Below are 21,596 nucleotides of genomic sequence, written 5' to 3' on the forward strand. Positions count from 1 at the left end.
CACAGGATGCGGGGCGTAATGCAAGTATAGATGGGGGGGATTTTGGGGGTTTCAACCCCCAGTGGCGAGTCGAATGCAGTTTGTGTGACCAGCAACCTTCAGGCGGCTGATGGTATTGTCGGCATTCTCTTTGCCTTTGAGCGGACCAATAACCACGCGATTCCAGCCGTTATTAGTGGTAATTCGCGAGTTGAACCCTTCAAAGGCCAGCTGTGCACGCACGGTTTCTGCCTGCTCAGCGCCTTTAAATGACCCGCACTGAACCATCCAGCGGCGTTCATCTTTTTTCTCCGCCGTCTGTTTTGGCGGCTGCGTTTCATTCGTTATTGGCGCGGCCGGTTGCGTTTTCGGCTGAGCGGCGGTGGTATGCGCAGGCGTTTGCAGCAGATCCTGATACGGCTGTTGCGCCGCCGGTTTTGGCTGCGGTTTCGGCTGTTGTACCGGTGCGGTTTGCGCCGTACGCGTTTGCGGCTGCTGGTACGGCTGTTCCGTTGCCCGTTGGCGTGGTTGTTGAGCCTGCTGCTGCGTAGTGTTCCACTGCTGCTGTTGCACCTGACGTTGACGCTGCAGCGTTTGCTGGCGTTGCTCAGGCGTTTGTTCGTTCCATGGTACTTCGTTGAGCTGCGTTGGCTGTTGACGCATATCAGCCTGCATCTGCGCCAACAACTGGCGCTGCTCATTGGTTAACTGGTCGGCGTTCAGCACCTCGCCGCCGGCAGACGGTTCGGTAGGCGCGCGTACGCCAGGCTGACGGCTTTCCAGCTCTTTGATGTATCGCCAGCGCTCTTCCGGTTTTGGTGGAATGCCATTCCCGGTGACTTTCTGGTTTTGCAGCGTTTCGGACTCTTCTTTCTTGTGATGCGTAATGAAGTACAGACCACCGATAAAGGTCACGAGTACGGCTGCAGCAATAGCAACCATAGCGGGCGATACCGCAGGCGTATTGCGTTGTTTTTTCCGTGATGTGCTCTTTTTGCGCCGCGAAGGTGCCGGTTGGCCGCGACGTACATAATCTCGTTGTGCCACTATCGTTTCGCTGTATTTATTCGTTCGTCAGCCCGCCATGTTACTTAAGCGGCGGGCCTTTGACCAGACAGGGGAGTCCGAAAGCACTTTACTTTACGTCAGTGCCCGGGTTGTACCCCGAATAATAAGCTCGCAGTCCAGTAAACGTGAGCCACTGCTGACGTTCTGCCCTTGTAATTGATCGAGCAGTAACAGCATAGCTTCGCGTCCGATATCGAAACGCGGCTGTGCGACGGTTGTCAGGGGTGGATCACAAAATTCCGCGAGCGAAATGTTATCGAAGCCAATGATCGATAAATCGTCGGGTACTTTCAGGCCCTGACGTTTGGCGTAAGAGAGGGCGCCAAGCGCCATGACATCGCTGTGGCAGAAGACTGCGGTAGGCGGCTGTGGTAGCGCCAGGAGCTGTTTAAGCGCATTAGCTCCCGCTTCATAGGTAAAGTCTCCGCGCGCGATGAAATGCGGATCGACCGTAATTCCGCTGCGGCGCAGTGCCTGAACGTAACCTTGCAGACGGTAATGGCACAGCGGCATATCCTCTGGTCCGGCGATACAGCCAATGCGTTTATGTCCCAACTCCAGCAGATAATTCATCGCGTTGAAGGCGGCGGTGAGGTTATCAATGTGCACGGTGGGGAGTTCCAGCTCTGGCGCGAACTCGTTGGACATAACCATCGGTGGTAAATTACGCTGCTCTTCAACGCTGGCATCAAACGGCAGGCGCGAGCTGAGCAGGACCATGCCATCGATCTGCTTGGTGATAATGAGGTTAAGAAAGGTCTTTTCCTGCTGATTCTGGTGCGCGCAATCGCCGATAAGCACCAGATATCCCTGTTCTGCGGCGGTGACTTCTATGCCACGAATGACTTCGCTAAAAAACGGATCGCAGATATCAGGCACAATCACCAGAATGGTACGTGACTCATTACGCTTTACGTTGCGTCCCATCGATTGAGGTAGATATCCCACTTCCAGAGCTGCCTGCTCAACCTTGTTACGGGTTGACTGCGAAACTTTGTCTGGATTCATTAATGCGCGGGATACGGTTGCCGTTGAGACTTTCGCCTTCAGGGCAACATCTTTCATCGTAGCGGCGGCAACCTGCTTATTCGGTTTCACTCTTTCTCCTCGCCAGGGCGGCTGGCACAGACTCGTCCCTGGATAACCTTCATCTGAAACATTTTTATCAGATAGTGAATGGAAGCGGTTACAGAATTTTCATAAAAAGTGTGATGGATCTTTAATTTTACGATCCGCCTCGCATCGTGAGGGATTATCCCTCGATGGGATCGACATCCAGCACCCATTTAACTTTACGCGCATCGGGTAACGTATTGATCAGCGCCAGTGTGCCGCTGACGATATGCTGCAGGCGAATTCGCGATGGGTGCTGCAACAAAATTTGCCAGCGATAGCGACCGCCACGTTTGGGCGCCAGGGCGGGAACCGGGCCTAACACCCACAGTTTTTCATCGGCCAGCGGACTGGCCTGAATCAGATTTCGTAACTGCTGCAAGAACATCGGCGCATGCTGGTTGTTGTGATCTTCTGCCCGCACGATCACATGGCTGGTCCATGGGGGAAGCTGGAGCGTTTGTCGCTCGGCCAGCGCCTGCTCGGCAAAAGCGTCATAACCTTTATACAGTAAGGTTTGCAGTAGCGGATGTTCAGGGTGGTGCGTTTGCAGCACCACTTCACCCTGTTTCCCGGCGCGACCGGCACGCCCGGAAACCTGCGTGTAGAGCTGGGCGAAGCGTTCTGCCGACCGGAAATCTGCGGAGAACAGCGCGCCGTCAACGTCCAGCAGCGCCACCAGAGTGACGTCCGGGAAATGGTGGCCTTTCGCCAGCATTTGTGTGCCGATCAGGATTCGCGCGCCGCCGCGATGCACTTCCGCCAGATGCTGCTCCAGCGACCCTTTACGGCTGGTCGTGTCGCGATCGATGCGTGAGATGGGCACGCCGGGGAAAAAAGGCGCCAGAGCCTGCTCAAGCTGTTCGGTGCCGAGTCCTACCGGAACCATATGCGTTGAGCCGCAGGAAGGGCACTGACGCGGTATCGGACGCTGACTGTCGCAGTGGTGGCAGCGCAGATGGTGCTGCGCCTGATGCAGCGTGTAGTAGTGATCGCAGCGCGGGCATTCAGCAATCCAGCCACAGTCGTGGCACAGCAGGGCAGGAGCAAAACCCCGGCGGTTTAAAAACAGGATCACCTGGTTATCCGCCTGCAGGTGCTGACGCATACGGGCGATAAGCGCAGGGGCGAGTCCGGCCTGTACCTGCTGACCTTTCAGATCCAGCACGTGCTGAGTGGCTGGGCGCGCATTTCCGGCGCGGCGCGTCAGGCGCAGCATGCGGTATTTTTTCTGCCGCACGTTGCACAGCGTTTCCAGCGCTGGGGTGGCTGAGCCGAGAATAATGGGAATTTGTTCGCTATGGGCACGATAAACCGCGAGGTCGCGCGCATGATAGCGCCAGCCTTCCTGCTGTTTATAAGAGCTGTCGTGCTCTTCGTCGATGACAATCACGCCCAGATTTTTAAACGGTGTAAACAGCGACGAGCGCGTGCCGATGACAATCGCCGCTTCGCCATTTTTCGCCTTCAGCCATGCCGAAAGACGTTCGCTGTCATTTAAACCCGAGTGCAGGACTTCGACCGGCGCATTGAAGCGCTCGCGAAACCGGGCAATAGTTTGCGGCGTCAGGCCAATCTCCGGCACCATCACCAGCGCCTGTTTGCCCTGGGCGAGCACATTTTCCAGTACGCTTAAATAGACCTCTGTTTTACCCGATCCCGTCACGCCCGCTAATAGCCAGGCGCTAAAACTGTCCGAGGCGCTGTGGATCGCCCCGACGGCGGTAGCCTGTTCGGTATTCAGCCGCAGACGCTCACCGGAAACCGCGTAGTGTGTACGCCAGTCGCTAAAGTCTGGTGTTTCGCTTGCCAGATCGCACAGGCCTTTTTTACGTAGCGCCTGCAAGGCGGCGTCATTAAATTCCAGCTCTGCCACCTGGTCGCGCCAGATTTTTCCCTGGCGTAATGCTGCCAGCGCCTGCTGCTGCTTGGGAGAGCGTTTCAGGCCGTTGAGATCAATAACCTGGCCCTCTTCAGTGGCAAACCAGTACCACATGGGCGCGTTGGCAGCCGGGCGTCCCTGGCGTAACAGAATCGGCAGGGCATGAAACAGCACGTCGCCAATAGGATGATGATAATAGTCAGCTGCCCACAACAGCAGACGCCAGACGGAGGTCGAATAGACCGGCTCGCTGTCCAGCACTTCGAGAACGGCTTTCAATTCGTTGAGCGGCAGTTCGCTGTGCTCGCTAACGGAAAGGACGATGCCCACGCGCTCCTGTTGCTTGCCAAAAGGCACGCGTACACGACACCCGGCTTTGGCGCTCATGCCTTCCGGCAGAAGGTAGTCAAAGGTGCGAGGTAGCGGAACGGGTAAGGCAACGTGCGCAACGGGCATTGAATCATCCTGACTTGAAATCTGGCGGGTTAGTATACACATTAGTGAAGGGTAGAATGCGGATCAGTTTGCATGAGCAGGTTAATTTCTGTATGATTCGCCGCCTTTGATGCAAATTGATTGCGTCAAACAATGACCATTACCCGAGAATTTCAAGCTGTTGATGCAGTGTGAAAGGTGACGGGGAATAATTAACATCGCGTGGTGTCTGGCGTTAGGGCTGGAAGAGCGACGCGGCCTTAAACTGAGGTTTTCCCATGAAAAAAGATATTCACCCGAAATACGAAGAAATTACTGCAAACTGCTCTTGCGGTAACGTCATTAAAATCCGCTCCACCGTCGGTCACGATCTGAACCTCGACGTGTGCAGCAAGTGCCACCCGTTCTATACTGGCAAGCAGCGTGATGTTGCTACCGGTGGCCGCGTTGATCGCTTCAACAAGCGTTTCAACATCCCAGGCAGCAAATAAGTCTCAGCTGTCAGAAAAAAGCGCCTTTCGGCGCTTTTTTTGTTTCTGCGCCTGAAGAATGAAATTCATATTGATGTGTTGAATAGTGTCTTTTGTTTAATAAATAAAACAGTGTTTTTATTTTTTAGGTAAAATGTTTCTACTGGTGATCTACATCCTTTTTATCTTCTGATTTTTGCCACTCATGCCAATTGTTGGCAAAATACCAAAGGTTTCTGCTTTCTTTCTAAAATACACTTTCGTGGAAATATAAAATTATTCTTAATCCTTCATCGTTTCCCATTAATGGACGGAACGAGATGGATAATTTCCTTGATTTAGTGTGAAGAGGGATGGTCATGAAATTTAAATCTGCGTTATTACTGATTCCATTATTCTCTGTGACCGCGCAAGCGGGTTATGTTGATTATCGTCATGAATATTATGACGATGGGCGCAATTACGATCGTGTTTATATGTCTCATCGTTTTGCGACTGGTTTTGGTGTAGCCGTTGAAGCCATTTCACGTTCCGAAGATACGCAATCTAATGATGCGTGGAATAATATGGAAAGTAATGGCAACGAGTATACTGCAAGCTACCAGTTTACCTGGCGGGATCTTATCTGGCAGCCGGGTATTGCGATCGAAACGGGCGATAACATTACGATTTACAAACCTTATATCCGCGTACAGTACAATATCAATGACAACTGGTGGACTGCGTTCCGCTATCGTCAGGAGTACATGCGCAGAAACACTGACGGCAAGGATGATCGCATGGTCTATCGTCCGGAAGCATGGCTCGGTTATAACATTCATGACTGGATGTTTGAGCTTAACGGTATTTATAAAATTGCCGATAGCGAAGATTTATATAACAACCGAAAAGACGATTATGAATATAACTTCCGTGTAGCTTATAAAATAGGTTCCTGGATTCCATTTGTTGAGGTGGGTAACGTTTCCTCCGGTTATAACACCACCACCACAGACGATCGCCAGACTCGTTATCGTGTCGGTCTCGGTTATAACTTCTGACCGTTAATACTCTTCATAGCGGTTTATTACGCCGAGCATCGGTATATCCATATAGTTTGCGTGAATAATGAGTCTAAGGAGTTGATATCATGTCTAATGATGGAACTATAATCGGAAGTAATCAAAGTATTGCTGTCAGGCCTTTCGGATTAAGAGATAAATTTGGTTATTTGTGTGGCGACCTCGGAACCTGTTTTATTCTTGGGCTGGTGAACAGTTTTTTAATGATTTATTACACCAACGTACTCGGTATTTCCGGGGTTATTGTCGGCTCGCTCTATTTTGTGACCAAACTCTTTGATGCGTTTGTCGATGTTGGCGTAGGGCGCTTATGTGATACCTCTAAACTAACGGTACATGGACGGTTTAACCCGTGGGTGCGCCGTATGAAATATCCGTTTTGCATCATTGCGGTCGTCCTGTTCCTGCCATTTGTGAATGATTTCTCTTATACGGCGAAAATTATCTACATCTGCTGCTCCTATTTTATCTACGGTTCGTTGTTATCGACGGTCAGTATCCCGTATGGCGCCATGTCTGCGGCGATTAGCTCGAACCCGGAAGATCGTGTTTCGCTCTCCACCTGGCGCAGCGTTGGGTCTGCCATCGGCGGTGGGGCAACCGGCTTTTTTATTCCCATTCTGATGTACACCACCCTGGCGGACGGAAGCCAGGTGATTTCCGGGCAGCATTTCTTCTGGATTGCCATGGGTTGCGCAGTACTGGGTTTTCTCTTTTTAACCCTGACCTGTCAGTTAACGACAGAACGCGTGCGTGTGGAGAGAAAAGAGAGCATGCCCGTGTCGGTGCTGCTGAAGGGGCTATTACGTAATAAGGCGCTGATTGTTTTGGTTGTGGTGGATCTGCTGATTGTGATTAATCAGGGGTTGTCCGGGACCAATATGACCTACCTGTTTAATGACTATTTCCATAACAAAGAGGCCATGTCCGTTGCATTGCTGTTTACCTTTGGCTCTCTGGTTTTGCTGGCGCCATCGGCATCCTGGCTCACGAAGCGGTTTGGTAAAAAAGAAGCAAGTGTAGGCGCGTTGCTCTTTGCGGTAGCGATGTATCTGATTATGTACTTCGTCCACATTACCGACGCGAAAGTCTATTTGGTTTTCCTGTTTCTGGCGACGCTGGGGGCGGGGTTATTCAACCTGATGATATGGGCGTTTATGACCGATGTTTGTGATTATCACCAGTATGTCACTGGCGATCGTGAGGATGGTACCGTTTATGGCGTGAACTTCTTCGCCCGCAAGGTTGGTCAGGCGTGCGCCGGGGCGATTGGCGGCTTTATGCTGGCCATCATTGGTTATCAATCTTCCTCAACGGGTGGGGCTGTGCAAACCAGCATCGTGCAGGAAAATATTTATACGATGGCGAATCTCTTGCCGGCTTTGTGCCTGTTTTTGGCGGCGGTCATTCTGATTTATTGCTATCCATTGAACCGTAAAGAAACGCTCAAAATGGAAGAAACATTGAATAAAATCAATGGGATTAGTAAGTAATGTTGTGAAAGATGGCGGGAATAATCCCGCCTTCTTTCATCTTTCTCTAACGATCAGTATTCCCACGTTTCCGGGTTGATACCCAGTTCACGCATGATTACCTTTGCTTCTTCCGGGATTTCATCACTGCGTTCTTTACGCAGGTCGTCATCGTTGGGTAGTGGTTGCCCGGTAAAAGCATGCAGAAACGCTTCACACAGCAGTTCGCTGTTGGTGGCGTGGCGCAGGTTGTTCACCTGACGACGCGTGCGTTCATCGGTAAGGATTTTTAACACCTTCAGAGGAATGGAAACCGTAATTTTTTTTACTTGCTCACTCTTCTTACCGTGCTCAGCGTATGGGCTGATATATTCGCCGCTCCATTCAGCCATGAGATACCTAATCCTCTTCGTCATTAATATTGAGGCCAGAACCTGAGCCCGGACCATAATTGCGCGTAGTTTATCGTAGTGGCGCGGCCCTGACACGAAGTAAGCCGACGCGGATGTACGCTAATGCATATAATTTTAACGGCTATTTGCGGTTTGCTCAATCTATACGCAAAGAAGTTTAGATGTCCAGATGTATTGACGGCTATCGTAACTATGATTAATCTGGTGCCTGACTTTTCACCGACTCAGCCAGGATCTCCTCTCTATGACGCGTAAACAGGCCACCATCGCAGTGCGTAGCGGATTAAATGACGACGAACAGTACGGTTGCGTTGTCCCGCCGATTCACCTCTCCAGTACCTATAACTTTACCGGCTTTAATGAGCCTCGCGCCCATGACTATTCACGCCGCGGTAACCCGACGCGCGATGTGGTTCAGCGCGCGTTGGCAGAACTGGAAGGTGGCGCGGGTGCGGTACTAACCAATACCGGCATGTCGGCGATTCATCTGGTGACGACGGTATTCCTGAAACCTGGCGATCTGCTGGTTGCGCCGCACGACTGTTACGGCGGCAGCTATCGCCTGTTTGACAGTCTGGCAAAGCGAGGCTGTTATCGCGTACTGTTTGTTGATCAAGGTGATGAGCGGGCGTTGCAGGCGGCGCTGGCGGAAAAACCGAAGCTGGTGCTGGTAGAAAGCCCAAGCAACCCGCTACTACGCGTGGTGGATATTGCGAAAATCTGTCAATTGGCGCGTGAAGCTGGTGCAGTCAGCGTGGTAGACAACACTTTTTTAAGCCCGGCACTGCAAAATCCACTGGCATTGGGCGCCGATCTGGTGTTGCATTCATGCACGAAATATTTAAACGGTCACTCAGACGTGGTGGCTGGTGTGGTGATAGCGAAAGATCCGGAAACGGTCACTGAACTGGCGTGGTGGGCGAATAATATTGGCGTGACCGGCGGCGCGTTTGATAGTTATCTGCTGTTGCGCGGCCTGCGTACTCTGTCACCGCGTATGGAGGTGGCGCAACGTAATGCTCAGGCGATTGTTGATTATCTGCAAACGCAGCCGCTGGTGAAAAAATTGTATCACCCATCATTGCCGAATAATCAAGGGCATGAGATTGCCGTGCGTCAGCAAAAAGGCTTTGGCGCGATGCTGAGTTTTGAACTGGATGGCGATGAGCAAACGCTGCGTCGCTTCCTTGGCGGGCTGTCATTGTTTACGCTGGCGGAATCGTTAGGAGGCGTTGAAAGTCTGATCTCCCACGCCGCAACCATGACACACGCGGGAATGGCGCCAGAAGCGCGCGCGGCGGCAGGGATTTCGGAAACGCTGCTGCGTATCTCCACCGGTATTGAAGATGGCGAAGATTTAATTGCCGACCTGGAAAATGGCTTCCGGGCTGCAAACAAGGGGTAAACATGAGTGTGATTGCGCAGGCAGGGGCGAAGGGTCGTCAACTGCACAAATTTGGTGGTAGTAGTCTGGCTGATGTGAAATGTTATCTGCGTGTCGCAGGCATTATGGCGGAATACTCGCAGCCTGATGACATGATGGTTGTTTCAGCCGCAGGCAGTACCACTAACCAGTTGATTAGCTGGCTGAAGTTAAGCCAGACCGATCGTCTTTCTGCGCATCAGGTTCAGCAGGCGTTACGTCGCTATCAGAGCGAGCTGATTAGCGGTTTGTTACCACCAGAAGTGGCCGACGGCCTGATCGGTGCGTTTATTCACGACCTGGAGCGTCTGGCCGGATTACTCGACAGCGGCGTGAACGATGCCGTTTATGCTGAAGTCGTCGGACACGGTGAGGTATGGTCGGCGCGTTTGATGTCCGCTGTCCTTAACCAACAAGGTCTGGAATCGGCCTGGCTGGATGCGCGCGATTTTTTACGTGCGGAGCGTAGCGCTCAGCCGCAGGTGGATGAAGGTCTCTCCTACCCATTGTTGCAGCAACTTCTGGCGCAACATCCGGGTAAACGCCTGGTCGTTACCGGCTTTATTAGCCGTAACAACGCCGGTGACACGGTACTGCTGGGGCGTAATGGTTCTGACTACTCGGCGACGCAGGTTGGCGCGCTGGCCGGGGTTTCCCGCGTAACCATCTGGAGTGATGTCGCCGGGGTTTACAGCGCGGATCCACGTAAAGTAAAAGATGCCTGCCTGCTACCGCTGCTGCGTCTGGATGAAGCCAGCGAACTGGCGCGTCTGGCGGCTCCGGTTCTCCATGCCCGTACCTTACAGCCGGTTTCCGGCAGTGATATTGATCTCCAGCTGCGTTGTAGCTATACCCCTGAGCAAGGTTCAACGCGTATTGAACGCGTGCTGGCTTCCGGGACCGGGGCGCGTATCGTGACCAGTCATGACGACGTCTGCCTGATTGAGTTTCAGGTTCCCACCGGTCAGGACTTTAAGCTGGCCCATAAAGAGGTCGATCAGATTTTAAAACGCACCCAGGTGCGTCCGCTGGCGGTCGGTGTGCATCCCGATCGCCAACTGCTGCAATTTTGCTATACCTCCGAAGTCGCTGACGGCGCGTTGAGAATTCTTGATGAGGCCGGATTGCCGGGCGAGCTGCGTCTGCGCCAGGGGTTGGCGCTGGTGGCGATGGTCGGGGCGGGCGTCACCCGTAACCCGCTGCACTGCCACCGCTTCTGGCAGCAACTGAAAGGTCAGCCGGTCGAATTCACCTGGCAGTCGGAGGAGGGCATCAGCCTGGTTGCCGTACTGCGTACCGGACCGACGGAGAGCCTGATTCAGGGTCTGCATCAGTCAATTTTCCGCGCGGAAAAACGAATCGGCCTGGTGTTGTTCGGGAAGGGGAATATTGGATCACGTTGGCTGGAGCTATTCGCCCGTGAGCAAAGTACGCTCTCGGCGCGTACCGGATTAGAGTTCGTGCTGGCGGGCGTGGTCGATAGCCGCCGTAGTCTGCTGAATTATGAAGGGCTGGATGCCAGTCGCGCGTTGGCCTTCTTTGATGATGAGGCAGTGGAACAGGATGAAGAGTCATTGTTCCTGTGGATGCGCGCCCACCCGTATGATGATTTAGTGGTGCTGGACGTAACCGCCAGCGAGCAGTTGGCGGATCAATATCTGGATTTCGCCAGTCACGGTTTCCATGTTATCAGCGCTAACAAACTGGCGGGTGCGAGCAGCAGTAATAAGTATCGCCAAATCCATGATGCGTTTGAAAAAACCGGTCGTCACTGGCTGTATAACGCCACCGTGGGCGCAGGTTTGCCGATCAACCATACCGTGCGCGATCTGATTGATAGCGGAGATACCATTCTGTCGATCAGCGGGATCTTCTCTGGCACGTTGTCGTGGCTGTTCCTGCAATTTGATGGCACGGTGCCGTTCACCGACCTGGTGGATCAGGCGTGGCAGCAGGGGCTGACCGAACCAGACCCGCGGGTGGATCTTTCCGGCAAGGATGTGATGCGCAAGCTGGTGATTCTGGCGCGTGAAGCGGGTTACGACATCGAGCCGGATCAGGTTCGCGTGGAGTCGCTGGTGCCTGCGCATTGTGAAGAAGGCTCTATTGACCATTTCTTTGAAAATGGCGATGAACTGAACGAGCAGATGGTGCAGCGTCTGGAAGCGGCGCGTGAAATGGGGCTGGTGCTGCGCTATGTGGCGCGTTTTGACGCTAACGGTAAAGCACGTGTGGGTGTTGAAGCGGTACGTTCTGAGCACCCGCTGGCGGCATTGTTGCCGTGCGATAATGTGTTCGCCATTGAAAGCCGCTGGTATCGCGATAACCCGCTGGTGATCCGCGGACCTGGCGCAGGCCGCGATGTGACCGCCGGAGCCATTCAGTCGGATATCAACCGCCTGGCGCAGTTGCTGTAGTTTGCGTTGCCGGATGGCGCTTACGCTTATCCTGCCTGGCTATGACACGAACCATAGGCCCGGGAAGCGGCAGCGCCACCGGGTAAATCTCACCGCTGGCCTGTTGTTTTAGCCTCTGTGGGAGGCAAACACCTCTTTCGCGGCGAACAGACCATTCAACGCGGCCGGAAAGCCAGCGTATACGGCCATCTGCATAATCACTTCTACGATCTCATCCTGTGTTAAGCCAACGTGTAATGCCGCGCCAATATGCACTTTCAACTGCGGGGCGGCATTACCCAGCGCCGTTAACGCCGCGACGGTAGCAATCTCTCTACTGCGTAAATCCAATCCCGGTCTTGAATAGATGTCGCCAAAAGGAAATTCAAGCAGGTAGCGGGCGAAGTCTGGCGCAATATCTTGCAGACTTTCGACGACCGCATCGCCCCCTTTACCATCCACTTTTTGCAGCATCTTCTGACCGGTAATAAAGCGTTCTGAATGCATAATCTCTTCCTCATTTGTCTGGTATATAGCCTGAGGATAGAGCGTGCAGAATGATTGGGATAATACCATTTCCGTGATACCTTTTTGGTATGACAACATCGCCTTTGCACTCTCTGGATATTCGTCTGCTGCGTTACTTTTCCGTAGTAGCGGAAGAGAACAATATGAGCCGGGCGGCGCAGCGTTTATTTATGTCGCAGCCGCCGCTGAGTCGCCACATTCGCCAGCTTGAAGAACGTCTGGGGATGACGCTTTTTGTCCGTCATACCCGTGGGCTGACGCTGACGGAAGACGGTCTGCGCGTACTTGAAATAGTGCGCCCAGTGCTGACGATGTACGAAGAAACCTGCGCGACGTTGAGCCAGTTAGCGCAAGCTGGGGAGCACTCTCTGCGCCTGGGGCTAAGTACGGCGTTTGAACAAGGTGTTTTTGCTTCGCTTGAATCGCAGCTACACGAGCGTACGGAGAGGCTACATATTGTTCGTCATGGTTCGCCTGAGCTGGTGCGTCAGGTTCGTCGGGGAAAACTGGATGCAGCGCTGGTGGCGTTACCGCTTGAGACTCCCGGGCTTACCGTCATGCCACTCGGCTGGCAAGAACCGATGATTGCCGCATTACCCGCGATCTGGCCAGAGGCGAGCCTGCCGTCACTCTCATTAACGACGCTGAACCACCGACCACTGTTCTGGTTTAAACGCGAACGGAATCCTGCCTTTTTTGATTACACCCGACATATTTTTCGCCGCGCCGGTTACTCTCCAGCCTGTATTGAAGAGCCGCTGGAACATGACGTGCTGCTGGCGCGGATCGCGCATGGCGACGGTCTGAGTTTACTCCCGGCCTCCTTTTCCGCTATCCAGCGTCAGGGCGTGATATTTCTGCCGCTTACCGATTCCGAATTGCGTATCCACGTGGGACTGGTAATGCTGCCTGAGAGCGAAGCAACGTTGCAGTGGTTGCAGACGGTTGTGAACCAATCCCTCGGTCTTTCAGGTTGATGTGAATTATTTTCACGTTGACTGAGTATTCCTCACCTTTAACGATGATTTTTGTGTTGACGCCAGCGTGCTTTTCCGTCATTTTTACATCTAGACGTCTAAACGTATAGCAGTTCACAACACAACATATAACGACAAAAGATTGATGAGGTAAGGTATGAGCTTTTTTCACGCCAACCAGCGGGAAGCGCTGAATCAGAGTCTGGCCGAAGTACAGGGGCAGATTAACGTTTCTTTCGAATTTTTCCCGCCGCGCACCAGTGAAATGGAGCAAACCCTGTGGAACTCTATCGATCGCCTGAGCAGCCTGAAGCCGAAGTTTGTTTCAGTCACTTACGGTGCAAACTCTGGTGAGCGCGACCGCACGCATAGCATTATTAAAGGGATCAAGGATCGCACCGGGCTTGAAGCGGCGCCGCACCTGACCTGTATTGATGCGACCCGCGATGAGCTGCGCACTATTGCTCAGGACTACTGGAATAACGGTATTCGTCATATTGTTGCCCTGCGCGGTGACCTGCCGCCGGGAAGCGGTAAACCGGATATGTATGCCTCTGACCTGGTGACTCTGCTGAAAGACGTTGCGGACTTTGATATCTCCGTTGCGGCTTACCCGGAAGTGCACCCGGAAGCGAAGAGCGCTCAGGCCGATCTGCTGAACCTGAAGCGTAAGGTTGATGCCGGTGCGAACCGCGCGATCACCCAATTTTTCTTCGATGTAGAAAGCTATCTGCGTTTCCGCGATCGCTGCGTTTCTGCGGGTATCGATGTGGAAATTATTCCGGGCATCCTGCCGGTATCTAACTTTAAACAGGCGAAAAAATTTGCCGACATGACCAACGTCCGCATTCCGGCATGGATGTCGACTATGTTTGCTGGCCTGGATGACGATGCGGAAACCCGCAAGCTGGTGGGCGCAAACATTGCCATGGATATGGTGAAAATTCTCAGCCGCGAAGGGGTGAAAGATTTCCATTTCTATACTCTCAATCGCGCCGAAATGAGCTACGCAATTTGTCACACGCTGGGAGTAAGACCGGCATAATCAGTACGTCAGCCCTCTGCGGAGGGTTTTTTATTGATCATTTTGATCTACATCTCTGTAACTAAAAATATAAAAGGATCTGGCTATCGAATCTGTGGGTTATTTCGACTATATCTAATCTTTGGTGGTGTATATCGTAGTCATAACACTGTAAAGGGAGCATATAGATGAGCATGTCCGACGATAGCCAGAACGCATCAACTGCCGGTAAGTGTCCTTTCCATCAGGGCGGGCCGGATCACAGCGCGGGAGCAGGAAGAAGTAACCGCGACTGGTGGCCTAATCAACTCCGCGTTGATCTTTTGAACCAACATTCCAATCGTTCGAACCCGCTGGGTGAGGACTTCGACTACCGCAAAGAATTTAGCAAACTTGACTATTCTGCCCTGAAAGGGGATCTCAGAGCCCTTCTGTCCGAATCTCAACCGTGGTGGCCTGCTGACTGGGGCTCTTATGCCGGTTTGTTTATCCGTATGGCATGGCACGGGGCAGGGACCTATCGTTCCATCGATGGACGCGGTGGCGCGGGTCGCGGACAACAGCGTTTTGCACCACTGAACTCCTGGCCGGACAACGTCAGCCTGGATAAAGCGCGTCGTCTGCTGTGGCCAATCAAGCAGAAATATGGCCAGAAAATCTCCTGGGCCGACCTGTTTATCCTCGCGGGCAACGTGGCGCTGGAAAACTCCGGCTTCCGTACCTTCGGTTTTGGCGCGGGTCGTGAAGATGTCTGGGAACCGGATCTCGACGTAAACTGGGGTGATGAAAAAGCCTGGCTGACCCACCGTCACCCGGAAGAACTGGCAAAAGCGCCGCTGGGCGCAACCGAAATGGGTCTTATCTATGTTAACCCGGAAGGGCCGGATCACAGCGGCGAACCGCTTTCTGCGGCCGCGGCGATTCGCGCGACCTTCGGTAACATGGGAATGAACGACGAAGAAACCGTGGCGCTGATTGGTGGCGGTCATACGTTAGGTAAAACTCACGGCGCAGCAGCCGCTTCCCACGTTGGGGCCGATCCTGAATCTGCGCCGATCGAAGCGCAAGGCTTAGGCTGGGCCAGCAGCTACGGTAGTGGCGCGGGTGCAGACGCGATTACTTCCGGCCTGGAAGTGGTCTGGACGCAAACGCCGACCCAGTGGAGCAACTATTTCTTCGAGAACCTGTTCAAATATGAGTGGGTGCAGACTCGCAGCCCGGCAGGCGCTATCCAGTTCGAAGCGGTGGATGCGCCAGAGATTATCCCCGATCCGTTTGATCCTGAGAAAAAACGCAAGCCGACGATGCTGGTCACCGACCTGACGCTGCGTTTCGATCCTGAGTTCGAAAAGATCTCTCGTCGTTTCCTTAACGATCCGCAGGCGTTCAACGAAGCCTTTGCCCGTGCGTGGTTTAAACTGACGCACCGCGATATGGGGCCGAAAGCGCGTTACATCGGACCGGAAGTGCCAAAAGAAGATCTGATTTGGCAGGATCCGTTGCCGCATGCGTTCTTCAACCCAAGCGAAGAAGATATTCTTAACCTGAAGGCGACCATTGCTGCTTCCGGGTTGTCCGTGGGCGAGCTGGTTTCGGTGGCATGGGCTTCTGCATCAACCTTCCGCGGTGGGGATAAACGTGGCGGCGCGAATGGCGCTCGTCTGGCGCTTGACCCACAGCGTGGTTGGGATGTGAATGCTACCGCAGCACGCGTACTGCCCGTGTTAGAGGGTATCTATAAATCAGCCCATACCGCGTCGTTGGCCGATATTATCGTGCTGGCTGGTGTCGTAGGCGTGGAGCAGGCCGCAAGCGCTGCGGGTGTCAGCATCAATGTTCCTTTTGCGCCGGGCCGCGTGGATGCGCGTCAGGATCAAACGGATATTGAGATGTTTGAACTGCTCAAGCCAATTGCGGACGGCTTCCGTAACTATCGTTCTCGCCCTGACGTATCAACCACTGAGTCTTTGTTGATTGATAAAGCGCAGCAGCTGACGCTAACCGCACCGGAAATGACCGTGCTGGTGGGTGGTATGCGCGTACTGGGCACCAACTTCGATGGTAGTCAGCACGGCGTCTTTACCGATCGTCCTGGCGTACTCAGCACTGACTTCTTCGTCAATTTGCTGGATATGCGTTACGAATGGAAAGCGGTTGATGAGTCACAAGAGCTGTTTGAAGGCCGTGACCGTCTGAGCGGCGAAGTAAAATACACCGCAACTCGCGCCGATCTGGTGTTTGGTTCTAACTCTGTACTGCGTGCTGTGGCTGAAGTTTATGCCTGCAGCGATGCGCACGAGAAGTTCGTGAAGGACTTTGTGGCGGCATGGGTGAAAGTGATGAACCTGGATCGTTTCGATCTGCTGTAAACAAAAACGCCGGATGGCGCTTGCGCGTATCCGGCATGGTATGAATAAAAAATCCCCGCAATTGCGGGGATTTTTTATTGGCAGGTTATTCCCACTCTTGCAGATAACGCTGCCCATACTGGTCAGCGACCAGCAATGCGGCATACACCTGATCCGGCGTTGCGCCGCCAGGCATGTTGTGGATGGTTTCGCCTTCAGCACAGGCAGCCTCTGCCACAATGCGCATTTTCGCCGGGATATCCTGTTTGATATCCAGTTGCGCCAGAGTAATCGGTAGTCCAACGGAATGACACAGTGCCGCCACGGTTTCGATTTCATCGACCGGCGCGTTTTCCAGCACCAACTGCGTTAGCGTACCAAACGCCACTTTCTCGCCGTGGTAGTAATGATGCGCATCCGGGATCGCCGTCAGGCCGTTATGAATGGCGTGAGCCGCTGCCAGACCACCGCTTTCAAAACCGACGCCGCTAAGATAGGTATTGGCTTCAATAACGCGCTCCAGCGCAGGCGTAACCACGTGCTGCTCGGCTGCCAGCATCGCTTTTTCACCTTCTTCTATCAACGTATTAAAGCACAGCTCAGCCAGTGCCAGCGCCGCCTGGGTGCACTGACCACCCGCCATGGTGGTTGCGCCGCTGCGTGAACAGGCACGCGCTTCGAACCAGGTCGCCAACGCATCGCCGATGCCTGCGGCTAACAGACGTGCCGGTGCGCCCGCAACAATTTTAGTATCCACAATGACCCTGTCCGGGTTGTTCGGCAGTAGCAGATAGCGATCGAATTCACCCGCATCGGTGTAAATGACGGACAGGGCGCTGCACGGTGCATCGGTAGAGGCGATGGTTGGCGCAATGGCGACAGGCACGCCCATAAAATGCGCCAGCGCTTTGGCGGTATCCAGCGTTTTCCCGCCGCCAATACCAAGTACTGCGCCACACTGCGCTTTTTCCGCCACGCCGCGCAAACGGTCGATTTCGTTTTGCGAACATTCACCGCCAAAAGGCGCGATCTCCAGCGCCAGTCCGGCATCCTGGAAGCTTTTTTCCAGCGCGGATTGTGCGAAGCCTAAGACAAACTTGTCCCCAACGACCAGCCAGCGTGCTGCCAGTGGTTTGAGGTAGCTGCCAAGACGGGTAATAACATCGGCACCCTGGATGTACTTACCAGGTGATTGAATAATGCGATCCATACTTTATTTCCCTCACAGGTTGATGTGACCAAATGCGTTGTTCCAGTCCTGCTCAAACTTCTCTATTGCAGACTCTACCGCAGGGGTATTGAGCATTTGTTGCGCTACATCTAAGGGCAGGGTGATTGCTTCACATCCTGCCAGTAAGCAATCCAGCGCCTGACGCGGGGTTTTAAAGCTGGCCGCCAGTACCATGCTGTTTGGCGCATGTAGTTCCAGTAGCGTTTGCAGTTCCTGTACTGTGCGGATCCCGTCGCCGCCCTGAGCGTCAATGCGGTTAACGTATGGCGCGATATATTTTGCGCCAGCCAGCGCGGCCAGTAGACCTTGCGAAGCACTGTACACGGCGGTTCCCAGGGTGGTGATTCCCTCTTTTTTCAGTAACCTGATGGCGGCCAGACCTTCAGCAGTGACGGGGATTTTCACTACGATACCCGGTACGGCATTGCTCAGACGTTTGGCTTCTTCCACCATCCCCTGCGCGTCGCGGCTCATGGTTTGGGCAAAAAGAATGCCCTCTTCGCCAATGGCGTTTTGCAGGCGCGGCAGCACATCCCAGATGGATTCTTTGCTTGCCGCCACAATGCTTGGGTTAGTGGTTACGCCAGCGATAGGAAAGATGCGGGCCAGACGTTCGACTTCCGCGACGTTGGCGGTATCAAGGTAAAGTTCCATACAAAACATCCTCTTAATTTTGCGTGATCAGCCCGTTGCCGGAATGCGTTGTTGTGCACAGGATAAGAGTGTTTCGCCGCATGGCGCTATCTGACAAATCTGTCAAAAGCTGGATAAATGTAATGTATCGACAAAAGTGAGACTTACTTCACATGTCAGTTGCAGGTGGTGTTTATTAAGGTGATGTGGGTTATGAGTTCATTTCTTATATTACAAAAATCCAGTTAATATTATTTTTGTCTTCTTTATTGTTGATGAATCGCTTTTTCCGTCAACTGGCTGTGATATTGCCGACGATATTCTGAGGGGGAACGCTCGGTATTCTTGCGAAACAGGCGGCAGAAGTAGTTGCTGTCAACAAACCCACAGGTGTGCGCCACGTCTTTGATCTTCAGCTCGTAACCCTTCAGTAGCGTCTTCGCGTGTTCAAGTCGCGTGTGGTTCAGGTATTCGTTAAAACCGATTGCGCCCGTTTTTTGAAACAGGTGGGAGAGGTAATTGGGCGAGATGTAGAACGCTTGCGCGACCGATTCCCGGGTCAGCGGTGAAGCGTAGCGTTCGTCAATATAGTCGCGAATGGCTTCGAACAGCGCCTGACTGCGCGACGCGGTCTGTATTTGGCTGCCGAGCAGATCGCGACAGTGGCTCAGCAAGCTCGCGACGATTAGCCTGGCCGTTTGCTGCTCCTGCGGCTGCATCTGTATTTCATTAAGCGTTTGCAGCAGGAAAGAGCCAATACGCGGTCCACGCCGTGCGACATGCTGCCTGGCGAGGTTTTGATATTGCTTGCCGTCCCACTGAACGACGTTGAAACCCAACTGCTGCTTGCTGAACAGAATGCTGAGCGTGGTGACCGGTGTGAGCCATTGCGGAAAGTTCCAGCCGCCGGCCGGAACGAACAGGACATCGCCAGGTAGTAACGTCGCTGCTGTGCCGGCAATACCCTGATCGGTGAACTCACCTTCCAGCACAATCTCCAGCCGGGGAAAATCAACCTGATATGCCAGTTCCGGCATTGAGCTACAGGTGCTGGCAAAGTAAATCTGGCGCAGCGGTGTAGGGCCGTTAATCAGGCGGGCGAGAAGATGGCTGATGTCGTGATACATGTTAATCCCTTGCAGGCAGCAGACAGGGAGAACAGTAACCGCCATCATAAAAAAAGGCCACTCTTAAAGAGTGGCCTGTGTAGGATTATTGATTACCGATTTGATCGCCGTAAGGCAAGGTATCGTAATCAATCAGGGCATTCTTCTTGTATGGATTGCCAATCCAGCGAGTCGTCTCTTTAAACTGTGGGCTGGTAATGGAACGCGTTGGATCGAAGCCATCGTAAGTGAAGCCCGCTAAATCAGACCAGGTATGGATTAGCTCTGAGCTGCTGTATTTACGATTCACATCCTGTGAGAAATCCCGAGGGTGCGCGGCCTGCCATTTTTCCGAGGTCCACAATAAGAACGGCACCGTATACATATGGCGTGTCGGATTGTCTTCATTACGGCCCTGCGTTTTATGCGGCGGCGTGTCGTACACCTCTTCACCGTGATCGGAGAAGTACAACAGGAAACCGTTCGGATCGGTCGCTTTGTAGTCTTTGATCAGGCTGGCAATGATATGGTCATTGTAGACATTCGCGCTGTCGTAATCGTTGTAGGCTTCCAGCTCATCATTACCCAGGCCAGGGGGAACATTGTCGATATTGTTGTCGAACTTGCCCTGACCATCCGGATAACGGAATTTATACTTAATATGGGTACCCAGCAGGTGAACGATGATGAATTTTTTCGGCGCCGGGTCGGCCAGGACTTCTTTAAATGGCGCCAGCACATTGCTGTCATACTCGCGTGCGCTTTGCGTACGCTGCTGGTTCATATAGAACTGCTTATCTGTCTGCTTAGAGAATACCGTCAGCATGGTGTTGCGGGCAGTCATTGTCTGCTGATTGGTGATCCAGAAGGTTTTATAACCCGCCTGTTTCATCATGTTCATCAGGGATGGCTGGGTCAGATACAGATCCGGGTTCTTCTCGTTGGCAAAGGTCAGCGCCTGCTGCAGGATTTCAATGGTATACGGACGTGAGGTCACGACATTATTGAAAACGGTGAAGTTAGGATCGGTTTTATGCAGCGCATCCAGTTCCGGTGTGGTTTCACGCGGGTAACCATACAGGCTCATACGACCACGCTGCGTTGACTCACCAATCACCAGCACTAATGTGCGTGGCGCGTCACCGGAATGGTCTTTAAAGTTGGCCAGCGGAGGCAGGGCATTGTTTTCATTCAGCAGGCTATTCAGTGCGGTTAACTGCTGGCGATACTGATAATACCCGGAGATAAATTGCCATGGCGCGGCGGGCTCCATACGCGAAGCGAGACCATCCAACGTTTTTTCAAACGGTTTATGTTTGATAAACGTGTTAACCGCCATTGGGTGCAGAATCAAGCCATATAACAGCGCAAACGACACCAGATAGCGCCAGGGCGATGGAATATGAACAGGGCGCAGACGCGTCCACAGCAGAATCGCAATTGCCGTATACGCCAGCGCGATTAACACAATCTTCAGACTGAAATATTGGCTCAGATATTCGCTGGCTTCGTTCGCATTGGTTTCGAACATTACGTACAGAACGCTTTGCGAGAACTCTTGCCCGTAGATGACGTAATAGCTCAGAGCGGCCAACGAGGCAGCCCATAGCATGACACCAATAACGGCAGCAATAATACGGATACGGTTTGGAAATAAAAATACCGGAATTAACCACAGCGAACTGAATAGCAAGGAGTCGCGTAAACCGGTAGATCCGCTGTAGCCGCTAAAGTAGATAACGGCCTGCAGTAATGAGGAAAAAAACCAAAAATAGAGGAGCGCCCAACCCAGGGCTTTCCAGCTAAATGCAGGTTTAGACTGGGGTTGTAAGGATTGCATAGTGTGAGCCTGTCTTTAATCGTGTCGCCAAGAGTAGCGGGTAAATATTAAGAGGAACTGAAGCGTCGCGATGTTAAAAAACGCGTTTTGTTGATGATCCATTCATTAAATGAATAAATTCAGGCGGGAATATATTGAAATTGAAGCAGTTATAACAGCGATTTTTGATGTCGCCATCGCGCAATAGCACGAAGGCG

The 21,596-nt window shown here is 52.9% G+C and carries 17 protein-coding genes; 8 read left to right on the forward strand and 9 right to left on the reverse strand.

What is annotated here, in order from left to right:
- Window positions 1-51: 51 nt before the first annotated feature.
- From ftsN to priA, 3 genes are all read right to left on the reverse strand, one after another.
- Window positions 52-1,026, reverse strand: a complete 975-nt coding sequence (gene ftsN, locus FDW97_RS04765) for a cell division protein FtsN (RefSeq protein ID WP_074458535.1) — start codon at window positions 1,024-1,026, stop codon at window positions 52-54.
- Between the two features lie 93 nt (window positions 1,027-1,119).
- Window positions 1,120-2,145 carry a DNA-binding transcriptional regulator CytR gene (gene cytR / locus FDW97_RS04770; protein WP_003028807.1) on the reverse strand — a complete coding sequence of 342 codons (1,026 nt, stop codon included), beginning with the start codon at window positions 2,143-2,145 and terminating at the stop codon, window positions 1,120-1,122.
- Window positions 2,146-2,299: 154 nt separating this feature from the next.
- Window positions 2,300-4,498, reverse strand: coding sequence for a primosomal protein N' (priA, locus tag FDW97_RS04775; protein ID WP_087856662.1), 2,199 nt, complete (start codon window positions 4,496-4,498; stop codon window positions 2,300-2,302).
- A 257-nt stretch (window positions 4,499-4,755) separates the two neighbouring features.
- On the opposite strand from priA, the gene rpmE reads away from it, so the two are divergent.
- The 3 genes from rpmE (at window position 4,756) to FDW97_RS04790 (ending at window position 7,501) form a co-directional block, all read left to right on the forward strand.
- On the forward strand, window positions 4,756-4,968 hold the full coding sequence (rpmE, locus tag FDW97_RS04780; RefSeq protein WP_038636025.1) for a 50S ribosomal protein L31: 213 nt from the start codon (window positions 4,756-4,758) through the stop codon (window positions 4,966-4,968).
- Between the two features lie 338 nt (window positions 4,969-5,306).
- Window positions 5,307-5,987 carry an oligogalacturonate-specific porin KdgM family protein gene (locus FDW97_RS04785; protein ID WP_087856663.1) on the forward strand — a complete coding sequence of 227 codons (681 nt, stop codon included), beginning with the start codon at window positions 5,307-5,309 and terminating at the stop codon, window positions 5,985-5,987.
- 89 nt (window positions 5,988-6,076) lie between these two features.
- Entirely contained in the window at window positions 6,077-7,501 is a 1,425-nt protein-coding gene (locus tag FDW97_RS04790; RefSeq protein ID WP_137350714.1) for an MFS transporter, read from the forward strand.
- Between the two features lie 53 nt (window positions 7,502-7,554).
- Here FDW97_RS04790 and metJ read toward each other — a convergent pair whose 3' ends face one another.
- On the reverse strand, window positions 7,555-7,872 hold the full coding sequence (gene metJ / locus FDW97_RS04795; protein WP_003825168.1) for a met regulon transcriptional regulator MetJ: 318 nt from the start codon (window positions 7,870-7,872) through the stop codon (window positions 7,555-7,557).
- Between the two features lie 265 nt (window positions 7,873-8,137).
- Here metJ and metB point away from each other — a divergent pair, with 265 nt between their 5' ends.
- Together metB and metL are read left to right on the forward strand one after the other, a co-directional pair.
- Window positions 8,138-9,298, forward strand: a complete 1,161-nt coding sequence (metB, locus tag FDW97_RS04800; protein WP_069324858.1) for a cystathionine gamma-synthase — start codon at window positions 8,138-8,140, stop codon at window positions 9,296-9,298.
- Between the two features lie 2 nt (window positions 9,299-9,300).
- Window positions 9,301-11,733, forward strand: coding sequence for a bifunctional aspartate kinase/homoserine dehydrogenase II (gene metL, locus FDW97_RS04805; protein ID WP_085049747.1), 2,433 nt, complete (start codon window positions 9,301-9,303; stop codon window positions 11,731-11,733).
- Window positions 11,734-11,841: 108 nt separating this feature from the next.
- Here the strand turns inward: metL and FDW97_RS04810 are convergent, their stop codons facing one another.
- Entirely contained in the window at window positions 11,842-12,219 is a 378-nt protein-coding gene (locus FDW97_RS04810; protein WP_087856665.1) for a carboxymuconolactone decarboxylase family protein, read from the reverse strand.
- 89 nt (window positions 12,220-12,308) lie between these two features.
- Between FDW97_RS04810 and FDW97_RS04815 the strand changes: the two genes are divergently transcribed.
- From FDW97_RS04815 to katG, 3 genes are all read left to right on the forward strand, one after another.
- Window positions 12,309-13,217 carry a LysR family transcriptional regulator gene (locus FDW97_RS04815; RefSeq protein WP_137350715.1) on the forward strand — a complete coding sequence of 303 codons (909 nt, stop codon included), beginning with the start codon at window positions 12,309-12,311 and terminating at the stop codon, window positions 13,215-13,217.
- 157 nt (window positions 13,218-13,374) lie between these two features.
- On the forward strand, window positions 13,375-14,262 hold the full coding sequence (metF, locus tag FDW97_RS04820) for a methylenetetrahydrofolate reductase (RefSeq protein ID WP_038636049.1): 888 nt from the start codon (window positions 13,375-13,377) through the stop codon (window positions 14,260-14,262).
- Window positions 14,263-14,429: 167 nt separating this feature from the next.
- Window positions 14,430-16,610 carry a catalase/peroxidase HPI gene (katG, locus tag FDW97_RS04825; protein ID WP_042313364.1) on the forward strand — a complete coding sequence of 727 codons (2,181 nt, stop codon included), beginning with the start codon at window positions 14,430-14,432 and terminating at the stop codon, window positions 16,608-16,610.
- 85 nt (window positions 16,611-16,695) lie between these two features.
- Here katG and FDW97_RS04830 read toward each other — a convergent pair whose 3' ends face one another.
- The 4 genes from FDW97_RS04830 to FDW97_RS04850 all read right to left on the reverse strand — a co-directional run bounded on the left by FDW97_RS04830 (window position 16,696) and on the right by FDW97_RS04850 (window position 21,399).
- Window positions 16,696-17,799, reverse strand: coding sequence for a glycerol dehydrogenase (locus FDW97_RS04830; protein ID WP_038636055.1), 1,104 nt, complete (start codon window positions 17,797-17,799; stop codon window positions 16,696-16,698).
- A gap of 12 nt (window positions 17,800-17,811) precedes the next feature.
- Window positions 17,812-18,474, reverse strand: a complete 663-nt coding sequence (gene fsa, locus FDW97_RS04835) for a fructose-6-phosphate aldolase (RefSeq protein WP_038636057.1) — start codon at window positions 18,472-18,474, stop codon at window positions 17,812-17,814.
- Between the two features lie 245 nt (window positions 18,475-18,719).
- Window positions 18,720-19,580 carry an AraC family transcriptional regulator gene (locus FDW97_RS04840; RefSeq protein ID WP_087856668.1) on the reverse strand — a complete coding sequence of 287 codons (861 nt, stop codon included), beginning with the start codon at window positions 19,578-19,580 and terminating at the stop codon, window positions 18,720-18,722.
- An 85-nt stretch (window positions 19,581-19,665) separates the two neighbouring features.
- The gene (locus FDW97_RS04850; protein WP_137350716.1) at window positions 19,666-21,399 is read right to left on the reverse strand and encodes a phosphoethanolamine transferase CptA; all 1,734 of its coding nucleotides are present in this window, start codon (window positions 21,397-21,399) and stop codon (window positions 19,666-19,668) included.
- Window positions 21,400-21,596: the final 197 nt, after the last annotated feature.

The organism is Citrobacter sp. wls708 (assembly GCF_005281255.1).
GTDB classification, from domain to species: domain Bacteria; phylum Pseudomonadota; class Gammaproteobacteria; order Enterobacterales; family Enterobacteriaceae; genus Citrobacter; species Citrobacter werkmanii.